Source organism: Stenotrophomonas sp. (assembly GCF_032066555.1).
Classification (GTDB): Bacteria; Pseudomonadota; Gammaproteobacteria; order Xanthomonadales; family Xanthomonadaceae; genus Stenotrophomonas.
The window spans coordinates 23760-41131 of record NZ_DAMBKV010000020.1 but is presented as its reverse complement, the minus strand read 5'-3'; the positions used below and the strand labels follow the sequence as shown (position 1 = coordinate 41131).

14 protein-coding genes are annotated in these 17372 nt (G+C 64.3%); 4 read left to right on the top strand and 10 right to left on the bottom strand.

The genetic code is table 11. The features are described from left to right. Positions 1-122 precede the first annotated feature (122 nt). The 4 genes from RT131_RS17030 to RT131_RS17015 all read right to left on the bottom strand — a co-directional run bounded on the left by RT131_RS17030 (position 123) and on the right by RT131_RS17015 (position 5129). On the bottom strand, positions 123-1127 hold the full coding sequence (locus RT131_RS17030) for a class I fructose-bisphosphate aldolase (RefSeq protein ID WP_282271310.1): 1005 nt from the start codon (positions 1125-1127) through the stop codon (positions 123-125). A gap of 164 nt (positions 1128-1291) precedes the next feature. Beyond that, positions 1292-2758 (bottom strand): pyruvate kinase, encoded by a 1467-nt coding sequence (gene pyk, locus RT131_RS17025; RefSeq protein WP_313173955.1) that lies wholly within the window; start codon positions 2756-2758, stop codon positions 1292-1294. Positions 2759-3309: 551 nt separating this feature from the next. Beyond that, a complete protein-coding gene (locus tag RT131_RS17020) occupies positions 3310-3954 on the bottom strand; it encodes an HAD-IA family hydrolase (RefSeq protein WP_313173954.1) in 645 nt (214 codons plus the stop codon). Then, positions 3951-5129, bottom strand: a complete 1179-nt coding sequence (locus tag RT131_RS17015) for a phosphoglycerate kinase (protein ID WP_313173953.1) — start codon at positions 5127-5129, stop codon at positions 3951-3953. Before RT131_RS17015 ends, RT131_RS17020 begins: the two co-directional genes overlap by 4 nt. Positions 5130-5210: 81 nt before the next feature. Here RT131_RS17015 and RT131_RS17010 point away from each other — a divergent pair, with 81 nt between their 5' ends. Next, the gene (locus RT131_RS17010; protein WP_313173952.1) at positions 5211-5765 is read left to right on the top strand and encodes a GNAT family protein; all 555 of its coding nucleotides are present in this window, start codon (positions 5211-5213) and stop codon (positions 5763-5765) included. Positions 5766-5980: 215 nt separating this feature from the next. On the opposite strand, the gene RT131_RS17005 is transcribed toward RT131_RS17010, so the two are convergent. From RT131_RS17005 to RT131_RS16990, 4 genes are all read right to left on the bottom strand, one after another. Then, a complete protein-coding gene (locus RT131_RS17005; RefSeq protein WP_313173951.1) occupies positions 5981-7375 on the bottom strand; it encodes a serine hydrolase domain-containing protein in 1395 nt (464 codons plus the stop codon). Between the two features lie 232 nt (positions 7376-7607). Further along, positions 7608-8993, bottom strand: coding sequence for a DUF3999 domain-containing protein (locus RT131_RS17000; RefSeq protein WP_313173950.1), 1386 nt, complete (start codon positions 8991-8993; stop codon positions 7608-7610). Beyond that, positions 8990-11740: a DUF2339 domain-containing protein gene (locus tag RT131_RS16995; RefSeq protein WP_313173949.1), complete on the bottom strand. Its 2751-nt coding sequence runs from the start codon at positions 11738-11740 to the stop codon at positions 8990-8992. Before RT131_RS16995 ends, RT131_RS17000 begins: the two co-directional genes overlap by 4 nt. Before the next feature lie 300 nt (positions 11741-12040). Beyond that, complete coding sequence (locus RT131_RS16990; protein ID WP_313173948.1) at positions 12041-12460, bottom strand: helix-turn-helix domain-containing protein; 420 nt, start codon at positions 12458-12460, stop codon at positions 12041-12043. A 105-nt stretch (positions 12461-12565) separates the two neighbouring features. Between RT131_RS16990 and RT131_RS16985 the strand changes: the two genes are divergently transcribed. Then, positions 12566-13606 (top strand): pirin family protein, encoded by a 1041-nt coding sequence (locus tag RT131_RS16985; RefSeq protein WP_313173947.1) that lies wholly within the window; start codon positions 12566-12568, stop codon positions 13604-13606. 346 nt (positions 13607-13952) lie between these two features. Here the strand turns inward: RT131_RS16985 and gap are convergent, their stop codons facing one another. Beyond that, the gene (gap, locus tag RT131_RS16980) at positions 13953-14954 is read right to left on the bottom strand and encodes a type I glyceraldehyde-3-phosphate dehydrogenase (protein ID WP_282268943.1); all 1002 of its coding nucleotides are present in this window, start codon (positions 14952-14954) and stop codon (positions 13953-13955) included. A gap of 210 nt (positions 14955-15164) precedes the next feature. Between gap and RT131_RS16975 the strand changes: the two genes are divergently transcribed. Together RT131_RS16975 and RT131_RS16970 are read left to right on the top strand one after the other, a co-directional pair. Beyond that, entirely contained in the window at positions 15165-15812 is a 648-nt protein-coding gene (locus tag RT131_RS16975; RefSeq protein ID WP_313173946.1) for an OmpW family outer membrane protein, read from the top strand. Between the two features lie 129 nt (positions 15813-15941). Further along, positions 15942-16766, top strand: coding sequence for a S1/P1 nuclease (locus RT131_RS16970; protein WP_313173945.1), 825 nt, complete (start codon positions 15942-15944; stop codon positions 16764-16766). A gap of 33 nt (positions 16767-16799) precedes the next feature. Here the strand turns inward: RT131_RS16970 and RT131_RS16965 are convergent, their stop codons facing one another. Beyond that, complete coding sequence (locus RT131_RS16965; RefSeq protein WP_313173944.1) at positions 16800-17372, bottom strand: hypothetical protein; 573 nt, start codon at positions 17370-17372, stop codon at positions 16800-16802.

The window sequence follows — 17372 nt, the reverse complement described above, 5'->3', positions numbered from 1 at the left end:
TGGCAGTTTGTTTTGCATCAGCTTCGCGGCTTATGCCGCTCCCACAAAAAAAAACAAAAGCAGAGCAAAACAAAACGCCGGCTTCTGGCCGGCGTTTTGTTCAACTCACGCAGCTTGGCGTATCAGCCTTCCCACTTGCCCTGTGCTGCCAGGCCGTTTTCCTTGGCACGCTCGAACACGGTCTTCTGTGCGGCAGCGTAGTTGCCCTTCATGTCCTTGGCCCACAGCTTCAGTGCAGCCTGCTGCATGGCGCGGCCGTAGGAGAAGCTCAGCGGCCACGGCAAGGTGCCAACCTGGTTCATGGCATTGAGGTGAGCGGTGGACTGCTCGTCGCTCTGGCCACCGGACAGGAACACCACGCCCGGCAGGATCGCCGGCACGGTCGACTTCAGGCACATCACGGTGGACTCGGCCACTTCCTCGACATCCACCTGCTCGTCGCAGGTCTTGCCCGGGATGACCATCGAAGCCTTCAGGATGGTGCCTTCCAGCACCACGTTCTGCTGGTACAGGGCGTCGAACAGCGAACGCAGGGTGGCTTCGGTGACTTCGTAGCAGGTCTCGATGTCGTGGTCGCCGTCCATGATCACTTCCGGCTCGACCATCGGCACCAGGCCGCATTCCTGGCACAGCGCCGCATAGCGGGCCAGCGCATGGGCGTTGGACTCGATGCAGGTGCCCGACGGCATGCTTTCACCGATGTTGATCACCGCACGCCACTTGGCAAAACGCGCGCCCAGCTTGTAGTACTCCTGCAGGCGCTCCCGCAGGCCGTCCAGGCCTTCGGTCACCAACTCACCGGGGCAGCCGGCCAGCGGGTGCGCACCCTTGTCGACCTTGATGCCCGGGATCATGCCGTTGTCGGCCATGTACTTGGCGAACGGCACGCCGTCCTTGGTCGACTGGCGGATGGTTTCGTCGTACAGGATGGCGCCGGAGATGTGCTCGTTGAGCTTCGGCGTGGTCAGCAGCAGTTCGCGGTAGGCACGACGGTTTTCTTCCGTGTTCTCGATGCCGACGCTTGCGAAGCGCTTGGCAATCGTACCGGTGGATTCGTCAATGGCGATGATGCCCTTGCCCGGGGCGACCATGGCCTGGGCGGTTTCAGCCAGCAGTTCGATGCTCATGAGGTTCCTGTGACAGCGTGCGGGAAAACCCGGATTATAGCCCGGCACGCTCACCGGCTGGCTGCCCGCAAGGTCTGGAATCGGTTTCAGGCTGTCAGGTCAGGACAAAACCTGTCCGCTCCGGCCAACTGGTGACCGGAGCGGTGGCTTGTTGCTGGCGTCGCTTACAGGTCGCCCAGACCGCTGGCGCGGCCGTCGTTACCCACTTCCAGCAGGCGCAAGGTGTTGGTGGCGCCATGGGTTTCCATGTGCTCGCCACTGGTGAACACCACGCGATCACCCGCCTGCAGCAGGTTGGACTCGACCAGCAGGCGGATGCTGCCGCGCGCGGCTTCGCGCGGGGTGAAACCACGGCTGTCGAAGTTGATCGGGAACACATCACGCATCAACGCCATCTGCCGGCGCGCACCGTCATGGCGGGTGACCGCGTAGATCGGCGACTTGGCGCGGAAGCGCGACAGGTAACGCGCGGTACCACCGGATTCGGTCATCGCCACGATGGCGCGCACGCCCACGTGCTGGGACAGGAACATGGTGGCCATGGCGATGGCCTGGTCGGCACGTTCCAGGTTGCGCGGCGAGGCATTGAAGTCGGTCTCGGTCTGGAACTGGCGCTCGGCGCCCAGGCAGATACGGGCCATCGCCTCGACCGCCTTGACCGGATAGGCACCGGCCGCGGTTTCGGCCGACAGCATCACCGCGTCGGTGCCGTCGATGACCGAGTTGGCCACGTCCAGCACTTCGGCGCGGGTCGGGATCGGGCTTTCGACCATCGACTGCAGCATCTGCGTGGCAGTGATGACCACCTTGTTCTGCGCCAGCGAGGCCTTGATGATCTTCTTCTGCAGGCCCGGCAGCTCGGCGTCGCCGATCTCCACGCCCAGGTCACCGCGCGCCACCATCACCACATCGCTGGCGTCGACGATCTCTTCCAGGTTCTCGATGGCTTCGGTGCGCTCGATCTTGGACACCAGCGCCGCGTCGCAGCCGTGCTGCTGGGCGATGGCACGGGCATCGTTCATGTCCTGCGCGTTGCGGCAGAACGAGACGGCGATGAAGTCCACGCCGATCTTGGCAACGATGCCGATCAGTTCCTTGTCACGCTCGGTCAACGCACCCAGCGACAGGCCGCCGCCCTGCTTGTTCAGGCCCTTGCGGTCGGACAGCACGCCGTCGTTGAGCACGGTGTTGATGATGCGCTCGCCCTGCACTTCCACCACCTGCAGCTGCATCAGGCCGTCGTCGAGCAACAGCACGTCACCCGGGCCCACGTCCTGCGGCAGGCCGAGGTAGCTCACGCCCACCTGGCTGGCGTCGCCGGCCGGCGCATTGGCGCTGGCGATCAGATCAAAGCGGTCACCGGCCTTGAGCATGACCTTGCCTTCGGCAAAGCGCTCGATGCGGATCTTCGGGCCCGGCAGGTCGGCCAGGATGCCCACTTCCACGCCCACGCGCTGGGCAGCGGCACGCACATCGGCAGCACGCTTGGCCTGACCGGACGGATCACCGTGGGAGAAGTTCAGGCGCACCACGTTGACGCCGGCGCGGAACAGATCGTCCAGCACACCCGGCGCGTCAGTTGCCGGCCCGAGGGTGGCGAGGATCTTGGTGCGGCGCTGACGTTCAATCATTGTGCGTGGTCTCCCTGGTAGACCGCCGAAAGTAGCACATCCATTGCATGACAACGATGTCGCATACGATTTCATACGACACTTTCTGCTGTGTCCCAAAGACAAGCCAGACAGCCGATCTGGACATACCGTACGGTATGACAACGCAGGACCTGCAGCTGACTTGCCCAGGTCAATACGCCAGGGGGATAGCTCAGCACGCGAATGTTGCTGTTGCGTGTTGGCTTTAGAGATTTCTGTGCTGCTTCGCAGCAAATAAATTGGCTGGAGACACGCCGGGGACATTGTGTGACAAGTGGCGCGACCAGCGCGAACGTCCGGGGCCTTCCCCCTGAGGCCTCTCGGATCGTCATTCCCGCGCAGGCGGGAATCGCTCTTGGCTCTTGGCTCTGGGCTCTTGGCTCTTGGCTTTCGTCCTTTTCGACTCGCCGCAACATCCCGAGTCAAAAGCCAAAAGCGATTCCCGCCTGCGCGGAAATGACGAATCTCTTTCTTTACTCAAGACTTCGCGGCTCCGGCTACCTGAGCCGCGAAAACCCCAAGCCCATCAATCAGCCACGCAGCACCGTCGCCAACGCATCCGGCGTAGCCACCACCGCCCCAGCCCCGGCAGCCTGCAGTTCCTCGCGGCCACCAAACCCCCACAGCACGCCGACATTGCGCATGCCGTGGTGACGCGCACCTTCGATATCCATGCGCCGGTCGCCGATCATCCAGCACGCTGCCGGCTGCAGCTGCAGGCGCTGCAGGGCCTCGGCGATCAGTTCCGGCTTGTGGCTGCGCGAGCCGTCCGGCGTGGCACCGATTATGTCCTCGAAACAGCTGCCGAACGGCAGGTGCTCGACGATGCGGCGGGCATGCGGCTCGTTCTTGGCGGTGACCACCGCCAGCCGGTGGCCAGCCGCATGCAGGCCCTGCACGACCTCGCCGATACCGGCGTAGATCGCATGCTCCTGCCAGCCCAGCACGTCAAAGCGCTCGCGGTACAGCTCAACGGCCCGCTCCACCCGTTCAGCGTCGCCGAATACCGGTGTGAAGCTGGTACGCAGCGCCGGGCCGATCCACTTGCGCAGTTCGGCATCGGCCGGCACCGGCTGGTCCATCTTTTCCAGCGCATAGGCCACGCAGCGGGTGATGCCGACGGCCGAGTCAATCAGCGTGCCGTCGAGATCGAAGAAGAACACATCGCGGCTCACGCGCCGCGAGCCTCCAGCGCTGCCACCGCCGGCAAGGTCTTGCCCTCCAGGAACTCCAGGAACGCGCCACCACCGGTGGAGATATAGCTCACTTCCTTGGCGATGCCGTACTTGTCCACGGCTGCCAGGGTGTCACCACCACCGGCAATCGAGAACGCCTTGGAGCTGGCGATGGCCTTGGCCAGCGCTTCAGTACCCTTGCCGAAGGCGTCGAACTCGAACACGCCGACCGGGCCGTTCCAGACCACGGTACCCGCCTTGGCGATCAGCTCGGCGTACTGTGCGGCGGTCTGCGGGCCGATATCCAGGATCATGTCGTCGGCACCCACGGCATCCACGGCCTTGATCGTGGCCGGGGCGTCAGCGGCAAATGCCGGTGCCACCACCACGTCGGTCGGCAGCGGGATTTCGGCGCCGCGGGCCTTGGCATCGGCGTCGATCTTGCGTGCGGTGTCGAGCAGGTCGTTCTCGACCAGCGACTTGCCCACGCCATGGCCTTCGGCCGCGATGAAGGTATTGGCGATGCCGCCACCGACGATCAGCTGGTCCACCTTGCCAACCAGGCTGGACAGCAGCTCCAGCTTGGTCGAGACCTTGGAGCCGGCAACAATCGCCAGCAAAGGACGCGCCGGCTTGGCCAGCGCCTTGTCCAGCGCGTCCAGCTCGGCCATCAGCAGCGGGCCACCGGCCGCGACCGGGGCGAAACGGATCACGCCATGGGTCGAGGCCTGGGCGCGGTGGGCGGTACCAAAGGCATCCATCACGAACACATCGCACAGCGCGGCGTACTTCTGCGACAGCGCCTCATCGTCCTTGCCCTCGCCCACGTTCATGCGGCAGTTTTCCAGCAGCACGATCTGGCCCGGGGCCACGTCCACGCCGTCCACCCAGTCCTTGACCAGCGGCACGTCCACGCCCAGCAGCTCGGACAGGCGCTTGGCCACCGGCGCCAGCGAGTCGGCCTCGCTCCACACGCCTTCCTTGGGGCGGCCCAGGTGCGAGGTGACCAGCACCGCAGCGCCCTTTTCCAGCGCCAGCTTCAGGGTCGGCAACGAGGCAGTGATGCGCTGCTCGGAAGTGATCCGACCGTTCTCGTCGATCGGCACGTTCAGATCCTGGCGGATCAGTACGCGCTTGCCGGAAAGGTCGAGGTCGGTCATGCGAACGATGGACATGGCAGGATCAGCTCCGCAGAGTGTGGGGAAACCGCAATTCTCGCCCGCCCTGCCTGCAGGGGCAAACCCAAGGTGCACCGGATGTCGCCACGCCTGCCGCAACCCGAGCTGTCCAGCCCCCGCCTGCGCCTGCGCGAGGTCCGTGCCAACGACGCGCCAGCACTGTTCGCCATCCACAGCCACCCGCAGGTGATGCGCTACTGGAGCTACCCAGCCTGGACCGAACTGGCACAGGCCGAACAGAAGATCGCCGACATCCAGCGCCAGCGCCGAGAGGAGGACATCCTGATATGGGCGATCGCGGATGCCACCAGTGATCTTTTGATTGGCAGTAGCGCGGTGTTCTACCTGAACCTGGAACAAGGCCGCGCCGAGATCGGCTACAGCCTGCATCCCGACTGGCAGGGCCGCGGCCTGGCCAGCGAAGCGCTGCAACTCGTGTTGGGCTACGTGTTCAACAACTTGGGGCTACGCCGCATCGAGGCCGACATCGACCCACGCAACCTGCCCTCCTGTCGCCTCGTCGAAAGACTCGGTTTCGTCCGCGAAGGCCTGCTCCGCGAACGCTGGCATGTAAACGGTGAACTCTGCGACAGCGCCATCTACGGCCTGCTGCGCCAGGACTTCAAACGGTAGCGCCGAGCCATGCTCGGCTGGGGGCGTTACCAGCAACCCACACTACTTGTGGGAGCGGCGTAAGCCGCGAAGCTGGCAAAGCGACAACGCCCTGAGCCAACCGCAATCGCAGCCATCTCGCCTGTTTGCGTTGCACCAGCTTCGCGACTTACGCCGCTCCCACAAGTGCATCGAGAAAGCCCCTGCCGAGCATGGCTCGACACTACATTGGGCGCTCACAGCGGCAGGCGATGGACGATGAAGTTCACCACGTTTTCCATGGCGCCCGGATCAACATTGCTCAAACCGATCACCACGTAACCCGATTCCGGCAGGATCACCAGCGAGGTATTCGCGCCCGGCGCGCCACCTTCGTGCCCGTACTGCCGCTCCGCGCCATGCCCGCTGACCATGAAGCCATAGCCGTACCAGGCCTTGTTGTTCTGCGGTGCTGTGGCCAACCCCAGTGATTCAGGCGATATCAGCCGACCTGCGCGCAGTGCTTCGGCAAACTTCAGCATGTCCCCAACCGTGCTGTAACCGCCACCAGCAGACGTGCCCCTCCATGGCAGCGTTTTGGACTCCTGCACCCACTTGCCGTCACGCTTGGCATAGGCGACCGCCCGCCCCGCCACGGCCACGGATTCCGGCTCCGAGCCGGTTGCACTCATTCCGGCAACACGAAAGATGTGCTGATCCACGTAGTCGTAATACGACTGTCCGCTCACCGCCTCGATGATCGAGCCGAGCAGGATATAGCCGTAATTCGAATAGCCATCTTCACTGCCCGGAGTAGAGCTCGGCGGCTCCGCGCTGGCCAGACCCCAGTAGTCGTTCAAGGTGCGCAAGGATTGCGAGCGCTTCTCGAATTCCTCGCCGAATACATCTCCGAGGCCGCTGGTGTGATTGAGCAGCTGGCGGATGCTGATTGCCCTGGCCACTTGTGGGTTCGGATAGTTATGCAGATGCGCGGCGATCGTGTCATCCAGCGACAGCTTGCCCGCCTCCCGCAGCTGCAGGATGGCCACGGCGGTGAACATCTTGTTCAAGGAGGCCAGCCGGAATCGGGTTGTTTCATCGACTCCAACAGCGCGCTCCCGGTCTGCGGCGCCGCCATGCCAGGCCAACAGAACCTTGCCGTTCTTCGCCACCAGCAGTGCACCGGACAAGCTGTCGGCTGCACGCGCTGCATCCAGTCTTGCCTTGCCTGCGGCCAGCACCTGATTCAGGGACATCCGCTGCGGCTTGAACTCATCCGGCAAGTCCATCCCTTCCAGCTGCAGCTTGGTGACATCAAACCGATCCGCTGGATCCAGATCCAGCGTCGCCAGCACACCACGATCGGTCATCTCCGACAGCAATATCAGCTGCGCACTGTCCGCCGTGCTGGATTTGACGCCCAACAGCTTGAACGTCCCCAGTGATTGGCGGATATCCAGAAAGCGCTGCGCCTCCTGGCCAACCTTGTAGTCGACCAGGAACGTCTGCAGCGCATCGCGCTCACCGCTGTTATATGCAGCAAGCCACAAATTGAAGACCTGCTCGGCATGGGCATCAGACAACGGCTGCCTGGCAGCGGCGGCGGTCGAAAAACCAAGCAGAACTGCAACCGCAAATGACTGCAAACGCATAAGCCAACCGATCCTTTCGATTGCCGACGACACCTGTAGTGCCGAGCCATGCTCGGCAGGGGCATTACCCACACATCCCGACTGCAGGAGCGACGTCAGCCACGAAGCAGATAAACCAATTGAGCAAAAGACCACCCCCTCCCCGGCCCTCCCCTTCGCTTTGCGAAAAGGAGGGAGCCAAGTCGGTCAGGCGTACCGGGAAAGCCTCTGCCGAGCATGGCTCGGCACTACCTCAGGTCTCTTTCTTTTCTGCGCGGCTGCTGCGAATCAGGCTGAACGCAAAGCCCGCGACCGCCAATGCCCCCAGTACCAATACCACCCACAGCACGATGTTCTTCCAATCGCGCGGTGCCTCGGCCTGCTGATAGGCAGTATCACCGGCACGCTGCGCTCCGGCCCCCAGCGTCGCTGCGGCAGGCTGCCATTGCGGGCCGTTGTGTGCGCGCAAGGCCGCCAACATCGGGTCCAACGCTGCCTGCGCCTTGCCTTCATCCGCACTGCCTGCAACCAGCAGGTAAGGCGCACGCCCCTGTGCAAGGAACACCACGCTGCCGGGGCGATAACCCAGACGCAACGCTGGCGCGGCAGCAGGTACCGCGCCAGGCTCGGCCTGCAGGCGCCACTGCCGATCATCAACGATGCCCGAGGTCTCCAACGACGGCGAGCGCTGTTGCTTGCCAGCCTGACTCAGGTTCCACGCATTCCAGCCACTGGTCAGCGTTTGCCAGACCGGTTCCCCGTTGTCAGCGCGCGTGCGGTCCTCATCGCGACTGGATACCGTCCAGCTCACCGCGCTGTTCGGCGGCATCACCACATCCAGGCGCTGCACCGGGAATCGACCCTGCAGGCGGTACAGATATCCATCTTTGCCATTGCCACCGGCAGCCGCCTGCAATTCCTGCCACTGCCAGTCGCCGACCTCGACCGCATCGGCGAATTCACCCCGCAGACCCTGCAGCTGCGGCGCGCCGCTGCGCTGCAGAGGGACCAGACGCAGGTAGCGGAGGCCCGATTCAACCTTGATGCCGTTGCTGCGCAGCTCGTTGCCCTGGTTGCGCAATTGCACCAGCCGCACCTGCGGATCCAGCACCTGCCAGCCGCGCAGGTCGTCGCTGCCTTCGAGGCGATAGCCAAGATCCAGCGTCGCTGCGGCGTCACTCCAATCCACCAGCAGTTTGTGCAGCTTGCCTGCCTCGCCACCAAGATCGATCAGCCATACCGGATCAGCGCTACCAGCCACAGGCGCCGCGCCCACGGAATTGCGGATCGACACCACTTTGCCAGCGGTATCGCGTTCCACCACGACGCTCAGGTCGTCATCACCGCCGACGCTGGCCGCAGGCAATGCAAACCATTGCAACGGGGCGATACGCACTGCGCCGCCGAGTGGCACTGCGGCGGCGTACACCACACTGGCCACCGGCTTGCCATCGGCATCGATCACCCGCACATCGCGCAGGTCGCGCCAGTGCACAGCCGAATACACGGATGCATCCAACGGCACCCGGTAGGCGCCAGCATCCGGCTGCGACAGCTGCAGCGGCCATTGCCGGGCAAAGTCATCGGCTGCGACAGCACTGAAAGGCAGCAACGCCAGTACCAGCAGGCGCTTGATCATACGGTTGTTTCCTCATTGTTTGTTTCAGCACCTGAGCGTCGTGGCGGCGCTGGCGCCAGCCAGCCGACCAGGGTGCACAGCAGACCGTAGGCGATGAAGGCACCGATACCCAGCAGATCGCCAAGATTGCCGCGATCGATCAGCAGCAGTTTTGCCAGCACCACACTCATCAGGATCGCACCCGCCAACCACAGACCCCATTGGCCGCGCCGCGAGCCGCTGATCCAGCCAATCACACCCAGCAGGCTCCAGACCACGGTCAGGCTGGTCTGCGCCAATTTGGTGCCAAGCAGACTGTCGCTCCACGGCACATCACCCCAGTGATGCACGGCGCGCAGCGTCATCACCGTCACCAGCACCAGCGCGGCGACTGCCGTACCCACCAATTGCATCGGCAATACCGACCCGCTGCCGTTCTGCCGCAGGCGCATCGCCAGCAGCACAAGCACCGCGATCTCGGCCAGTTCCAGCGGGTTGAGTACGACAATCCAAGGCAGCGGCGCAGCCGAACCGGCACTGGCCAACGAACCCATCCACCACAGGCCCAGCGCAGCAAACACCGCCACCTGCAAGGCCGCACGATAGCGATCGAAGGCCGCACCCAGCGGCTGCGACAACCACGTCCAGCGATACATCGACAGCACGGCCAACAACAGCCAGGGCAGCGCCAGCAACATGCCCACCCAGCCCTCGGCCAGCGTGAATCGTTCGCCGATATGCCAGGCCAGCAGCGACAGTACCGTCGGCCACAGCAGCCACCAGGCCAGCTGCGCCAACCCGGCGACCACACCACTGCCTGCGCGCAGGCACATCAGGCTGCGCACACCCAGCGCCGCGAATACCGCCCATGCCACCGCGCCATAGCCGGCAAACGGCTGGCCGTATTCGGACACCTGCAGGAAGGCCACCGGGAAGGCCAGCAGCAGCGCCGCCAGCGTGGTCAAGGAAAGCGCCAACGCCGGCGCACGTCGTTGCACTTCCGCCGCCAGCCAGCCGGTCACGCCGAGCAGCAGCAACACCGCATGCAGGCGACTGTCGACCTCGACAAAATCGCCGATCTCCAGGATCACATTGCCCAACCACCAGGCCAACGCCCACAGGTAGGCAACGGTTGCGACCTGCAGATTGCCTGCACTTCGGTACCACCATGCCGTGGCGAAGCCGGCGACGGCGATCAGCAAGGCGCCCATGAAGGCGGCGTTGGCGATGGCAATCGTCGCGCCGAGATGACTGCCCGACACGCCAATCGCCAGGGCCGCGGCTGCAGCCAGTTGCAGACCAATACCGGTCCAACGGGCCAGTCGACGGTCCTGGGTCAAGCCCAGCCAGACCAGCCCCGCGCCTTCCAACGCGAATACCGATGCAGTTGCCTTGGCCGACAAGGCCAAAGGCACCGCCAAGGTGGCGAATCCGACCGCGAGAATGGCGTAGCCGCGCGCCAGTACATTCATGCGCTCGTTGTTGATCAAGGCGCGTGCCAATACTGCGTACAACGCCGCCACACCCAACGCACAGAACGCCAGGGGCATGCGATCACCGTGCAGCAACGCCGCCTGCAACGAGAATGCGACCAGCGGCGTACCAAACAGCAGGCAGCCATCGATACGCGCACTGCCGGCGCTACTGGCCTTGCGGGCATACAGCAATGGCAGCAACAGATAGAACACGAAGAACAGCACCAGGAACGGCTCGGTGCTGTTGAAATTGGCCGGGGTGTACTTCAACACGCCCCAGGCCGTGCCAATGCCCCAGGTGAAGACAAACCCCAGCAGGTTGAGGATGCGCCATGGCCGCACCCAGGCGATGGCGAAGATGCCGGCGTTGAGCAGTGCGTAGTATGAGAACAGGGCGACATGATTGCCGCTGCCATCCGACAACCAGATCGGCGCCATGAAACCGGCCAGAACGCCAAGGATGGCCAGCGTCCTGCTCTCCTGCAGCACCGCCATCACCGACAGTCCGGCAATCAGCACCACGCTCAATGCAAATGCAGCGCCAGTTCCGATCATCCCGTAGTTCTTGCAGGCGGAAAACACCACCAGCAACAGGATGCCGATCATGCCGCCCTGCATCGCCAGGGCGAAGGTGCGGTGGCTCTCGCGCTTGCGCCAGGCGAACACCAGACCCGCCAGGGCTGCGGCACTGATGCCCGCCAAACGCAGGCTCGGCGGCACCACCAACCACCCTTGGTCGCTTGCATACTTCAGCAAGGCGGCGACGCCCGCCAGCAGCACCAGCATGCCGACCTTGACCGGCACGTTGCCGCTGGTCAGCCATTGCTTGGCGTAGGCAAGCGCACGCTCGATGAAGTTGGGTTCGGATGGTTCCACCGGCTCGGCAGCCGTCCAGGTCCGCTCCGGCGACGGCTCGCGACGCGGCGGAAGCGGACGACGCGGCTCGGCGGCCAGTGGATCGAGCGGATCTGGCCTGGGCGGCAGCGGCGGTGGCGCTGGCGAGGCAGCAACCGGCTCGGCTGCATGCGATGGAGATGCAACCGCCACCGGTTCGACAGCGGAGTGATCTGAATCGACCTCAGGCTCGGGCTCCGCCCAGGCGTAGGGCCGTATCGCTTCGGCGCGCTGCCTGCGAGGTGCGGCTTCGGTCTCGCCAGCATCCAGTCGCTCTTCCAGCGCTGCCACGCGGCGCTTGAGCGAGGACACCGATACCAGGGCAGCCACCAGCAACACCGGCATCGCCAGTGCGGCCAGTACCAGCAGCACTATCAACAACACCCAACCCTCGTCCATTGATCATCCTTGTGCACCTGAACGTGCAGCATCACCTTATCGGGGCCACCTGAAAACGCAAGATGCGCCCAGTCAGCTTCCGCCCGCTCCGGCAGTGCAATGCCGCTGGCCCAAGCGTATGAGCCACGTTGAGCCCCAGACCGTACTTTTGTGGGAGCGGCGTAAGCCGCGAAGCCGGCACGTCATCAGATGGCATGGATACCAAGGGCTTCAGCGTCCCCAGCTTCGCGGCTTACGCCGCTCCCACACCGAACAATCCCCCGCAACCCTGGCATCTGTTTGGTAGTCGAGTGGGCAGCATCAGCCTTGCAGCGAGACTTCCCCAGCATCACGCTGGCGATCATCGAATTCAGCGCGCGCCTGATCCATCTGTGGCTGGTGTGCCCAAGCCCATTGCAGCAAGGCATCCACCGGCTGCAGCAGCGATTGCCCCAGCGCGGTCAGTGCATAGTCCACCTGTGGCGGCACCGTCGGATAAACACGCCGGCTGACCAGCCCATCCCGCTCCAGGCCACGCAGCGTGCGCGCCAACATGCGTGGCGATACACCGCTCAGTTCACGCCGCAGTTGATTGAAGCGGCGCGCTTGTCCGCGCAGTGCGATGACCGCCAACAGACTCCATTTTTCGCCGACGCGGTCGAGCAGCAGACGCATCTGCTGGCAATACGCGGCGTCTTCACCCGCTGCTGGTCCAGTATCACCGGTGTGACTTGCTGCCATCGACGTGCCTCCTTGTGGCCTGGAACCGCGCACCCATCAATAGAGCATGACCACGCAGCCCGGCGCCAGCCCGGCGCGTTCCCCACACGCCCAAAGGAGTCCCCGATGTCCGCCCTGATCCTTCGCAACGAACCGCTGGGCCGCCCGTGGCCAGGCACCGATCCGTTCCTGTTCTGCGCCCATCACCTGGATCAGTATCCGCAGGCCACCGCCGAACAGGGCGTGGACATGCGTCAGCTGGGTGGGCGTGAACTTGGCCACGACTTCAGTGGCAAGGACGGCTTCAGCATGTACCACGGCGTCACCGTGCCGGGCTTCCCCGCCCACCCGCACCGCGGCTTTGAAACCATCACCATCGTGCCGCAGGGGCTGGTGGACCACGCCGACTCGCTGGGCGCCACCGCGCGCTACGGCGATGGCGACGTGCAGTGGCTTACTGCCGGTGGCGGCACCCAGCATTCGGAAATGTTCCCGCTGCGTTCGCGCGAACATGGCAATCCGCTGGACCTGTACCAGATCTGGCTGAACCTGCCGCCGCAGAGCAAGATGGCCGAGCCGGAGTTCGTGATGCTGTGGAACGAGAACATTCCCAGATACCGCATCGACGGCGTCGAGGTAAAAGTGATTGCCGGGCGCTATGAACCGCAGGAGCCGGGCCATGCCGAACTGTTGCCGCTGGCACCTGGGCGCAGTTCCTGGGCGGCCAATCCGCAAGCCGATGTCGCGGTCTGGCAGATCACCCTGCAACCCGGTGCCTCGGTGATCCTGCCGCCGGCGAACGCGCTAGGCACGCGCCGCACGCTGTACTTCCACGACGGCAAGCAGCTGCAGGTGGCGGGTGATGCGATCAGCGGCCCGCGCTTGCTGGAAGTGGTTGCCGGCAGCGCGTTGCCGCTGCACAACGGCGGCGAAGACGTGGTGCAGATCCTGCTGCTGCAGGGCGTACCGATCGGTGCGCCGGTGGTGGCCTATGGCCCCTTCGTGATGAATACCGCCGAGGAGATCGAGCAGGCGCGGCGGGATTACGGGCGTACCCAGTTTGGTGGCTGGCCGTGGTCCAGCCATGGCCCCGTGCATCCGGCTGGTCAAGGGCGGTTTGCCAAGCATCCGGGCAAGGATGCGATTGAGTTGCCGCCGGTGAAGTAAGCCCGAGCAGCGATTGTGCGGTCTGCAACGCCATGTAGCCCGGGTAAGCGCAGCGCACCCGGGGCATCCTCCCGTGCAGATCATTGCCGCAGGCTTTTCAACCCTCTCCAATCCCGGGTGCGCTGCGCTTACCCGGGCTACGGAGCTACGGATCTGGAGCGCAGGCCAGCGCCAGAGCAAAGCACCCCTCCCAACCCTCCCCTTCACCTTTGGTGAAAGGGAGGGCTTGAGCAAGAGCAACAGCACCCCTCCCATCCCTCCCCTTCGCCTGCGGCGAAAGGGAGGGCTCTACAAAAGCAGAACGGGCGCCTTTCGGCGCCCGTTCTGTTTGCAGCTATTGCGTGGCTCAGGCGGCGACGACGCGCACCATCTCCAGGCACTTGTTGGAATAGCCCCACTCGTTGTCGTACCAGCTGACCAGCTTGACGAAGGTGCCGTCCAGGGCGATACCGGCTTCGGCGTCGAACACGGAGGTGTGGGTCTCGCCACGGAAGTCGGTGGCAACCACCTTGTCTTCGGTGTAACCGAGGATACCCTTCAGCGCGCCTTCGCTCTGTGCCTTCACTTCGGCGCAGATTTCAGCGTAGGTGGCTTCCTTCTCCAGCTCGACGGTCAGGTCGACAACCGACACGTCCGAGGTCGGCACGCGGAAGCTCATGCCGGTCAGCTTCTTGTTCAGTTCCGGGATCACCACGCCGACGGCCTTGGCCGCACCGGTGGAGGACGGAATGATGTTTTCCAGGATGCCGCGGCCGCCGCGCCAATCCTTGTTGGACGGGCCGTCAACGGTCTTCTGGGTAGCGGTGGCAGCGTGCACGGTGGTCATCAGGCCGCGCTTGATGCCCCACTTGTCGTTGATGACCTTGGCCAGCGGGGCCAGGCAGTTGGTGGTGCACGAGGCGTTGGAGACGATGCTCTGGCCAGCGTAGGTCTTGTGGTTCACGCCGAACACGAACATCGGCGTGTCGTCCTTGGACGGGGCCGACAGGATCACCTTCTTGGCGCCGGCGTCCAGGTGCTTCTGCGCGGTTTCCTTGGTCAGGAACAGGCCGGTGGATTCGATCACCACGTCCACACCCACTTCGTCCCACTTCAGATTGGCCGGATCGCGCTCCTGGGTCAGGCGGATCTTCTTGCCGTTGACCAGCAGGTCGCTGCCCGACACTTCCACGTCGGCCTTGAAACGACCATGCACGGAGTCGTACTTGAGCATGTAGGCCAGGTAATCCGGCTCCAGCAGATCATTGATGGCCACGATCTCGATGTCGTTGCCGAAGTTCAACACTGCCGAACGCAGCACATTGCGTCCGATGCGACCGAAACCGTTGATGCCGACCTTGATTGCCATGTTCACAAGCTCCTGCAGCCGCAAAACCGTTGCGGCGGGGGTGGAAAGGGGACGCCATTCTAGCAGGACAGTTGCCCACCCCGTGGCCGTCCGCCGAACCTCCCCAGCTGAGCGCCAGCTGAGCGCAAACACCTGTTTGATCAGGATCAAAGCGGTACCCGGGCGCGGACCGGACACTGGTGCCACCTCCACCAAGCAACGGAATTACACATGCGCAAGACCACCGCCCTGCTGCTCTCCGCCATGGCCGCCGCCGTGTCCTTGGCTGCCGCCGCCCCCGCCATGGCCCAGTCCAAGGGCGATTGGACCCTGGGCGTCGGCGTCCACGCGGTTGACCCGAAGTCCGATGCGGGCGATCTGAATGGCGCCGCGCTGGGTCTGGGCAAGCTGCCCACCAAGGTCGACAGCGACGTCAAGCCGACCATCACCTTTGAATACTTCGTCGCTGACAACGTCGGCATCGAGGTCCTGGGCGCACTGCCGTTCAAGCACGACGTCAGCATCGACGGCGTCGGCAAGGTTGGCGAAACCAAGCAGCTGCCGCCGGTGGTCTCGCTGCAGTACCACTTCGCCAACAGCAGCAAGGTCACCCCGTTCGTCGGCCTGGGCGTGAACTACACCAAGTTCTTCAGCACCGACAGCAAGGGCGCGCTGGCCGGCACCAAGCTGAAGCTGGAAGACTCGTGGGGCCTGGCTGCCCACGCCGGCCTGGACTTCGCCGTCAGCGACAAGGGCGCACTGCGCGTTGACATGCGCTGGGCCGACATCGACACCAAGGTGAAGGTCAACGGCAACAAGCTGGGTACCGCCAAGATCGATCCGCTGGTGTATGGCGTGGCGTACGTCTTCAAGTTCTGAGTCTGGCCATTGTCGATGGGTAGCTGAGCATTACCCTCCCCCAACGAGCACGTCCCCGGCCACCGCCGGGGGCGTGTTTCGCCATCTGGCGCACGCAGCGGCGGGCACTGCAGCCGTTAGAATGGCGGCATGAACAAGCTCCACCGTCTATTGATGCCAGCCTTGGGCATCGCCACCACCGTCATCGCAACCCTCCCCGGCCAGGCATTGGCGTGGGGCGCGCAGGGCCACCGCCTGGTCGCGCGCATTGCCGAAATCCGCCTGGAACCGCAGGCCAGGGTCGAAATTGATCGCCTGCTGGCCAGTGAGCCGGGTGCGACCCTCAGCAATATCGCCCCATGGGCCGACCAGCTGCGTGCCAACGACCCCGACCTCGGCAAGAAGTCGGCGGGTTGGCACTACGTGAACATGGCAGAAGAAGACTGCATCTTCTCTCCGCCCACCCACTGCCGCAATGACGACTGTGTGGTGGGGGCCCTGAAGCAACAGAGCGCGCTGCTGGCCAATCGCCAACTCAATGATCGCGAACGCCTGCAGGCGCTCAAATTCGTCGTGCACCTGGTCGGCGATCTGCACCAGCCGCTGCATGCCGGTTATGGCCACGATCGCGGCGGCAATACCTATCAGCTGCAGTTCAACGGCCGCGGTACCAACCTGCATTCGGTCTGGGACAGTGGCATGTTCTACACGCTGCAGCTCAACGATGATCAATTCCTGCAGCGGCTGTTGGCGTTACCGGCACCGGCCGCCCGGCGCGCGCCGGATCTGCAGCGCGACCCCGCGCTGTGGGCCGAACAGACCTGCCGCATCGCCACACGCAAAGGCCTGTATCCAAGCGGCCACAAGATCGACGAGCGCTATACCGCTGTGTGGGAGCCGGTTGCCGAGGCCCAACTCCGCCTGGGAGGTGAGCAACTGGCCGCGCTGCTGAACCAGTTGCTCGATACTCCTTGAGAGAAACACGCCTGCACCGAAGCAAGCCTGTACTCAGTGCAGGCCGTCCTGCCGCCGGACCTGCGGCCTGCCCTCCACCACTTCAAAGGTGAAGGCATAAGCCAGGGTTACCGGCACCGCCTCGATGCGTGAGGCACTGCTGCAGTCCCCGTTCGACGGCGCCCGTACACCGGCAGCGTAATGACAAACCGCAGCCGGCTCGAACAACCACCCGGATGTGGCGGCCAGCGCCGCCTGCAGCAGGCCTGCGTTGGCCGCATCACTTCCCGCACCGCAGGCCGAATGCGCCAGCAGCGGCGCACTGCGTTCCACCCGCCCCTGCGCATCGAGGATGACATTCACGCATACCGTAGTGGCATCCAGTGAACGCTTGGCGTACTCCGACGGCAGCACGGGATCATCGGCAGTCACTGCAACCGGCATGCGGAAGCTTTCCGTGGCGGCCAACTGATAGGGCTGTATTTCGCCTGCACCGCCGGACGACTCGGGCGTCAGCATCTGCCGGTGCTGGTTGAGGTTGAAACTGCTGCTCACCTGCTCCTTCGCCGGCGGCGTCGCACAACCTGCAAGCATCAGCACCAGCAGCATCACCGCATGCCCGCGCAC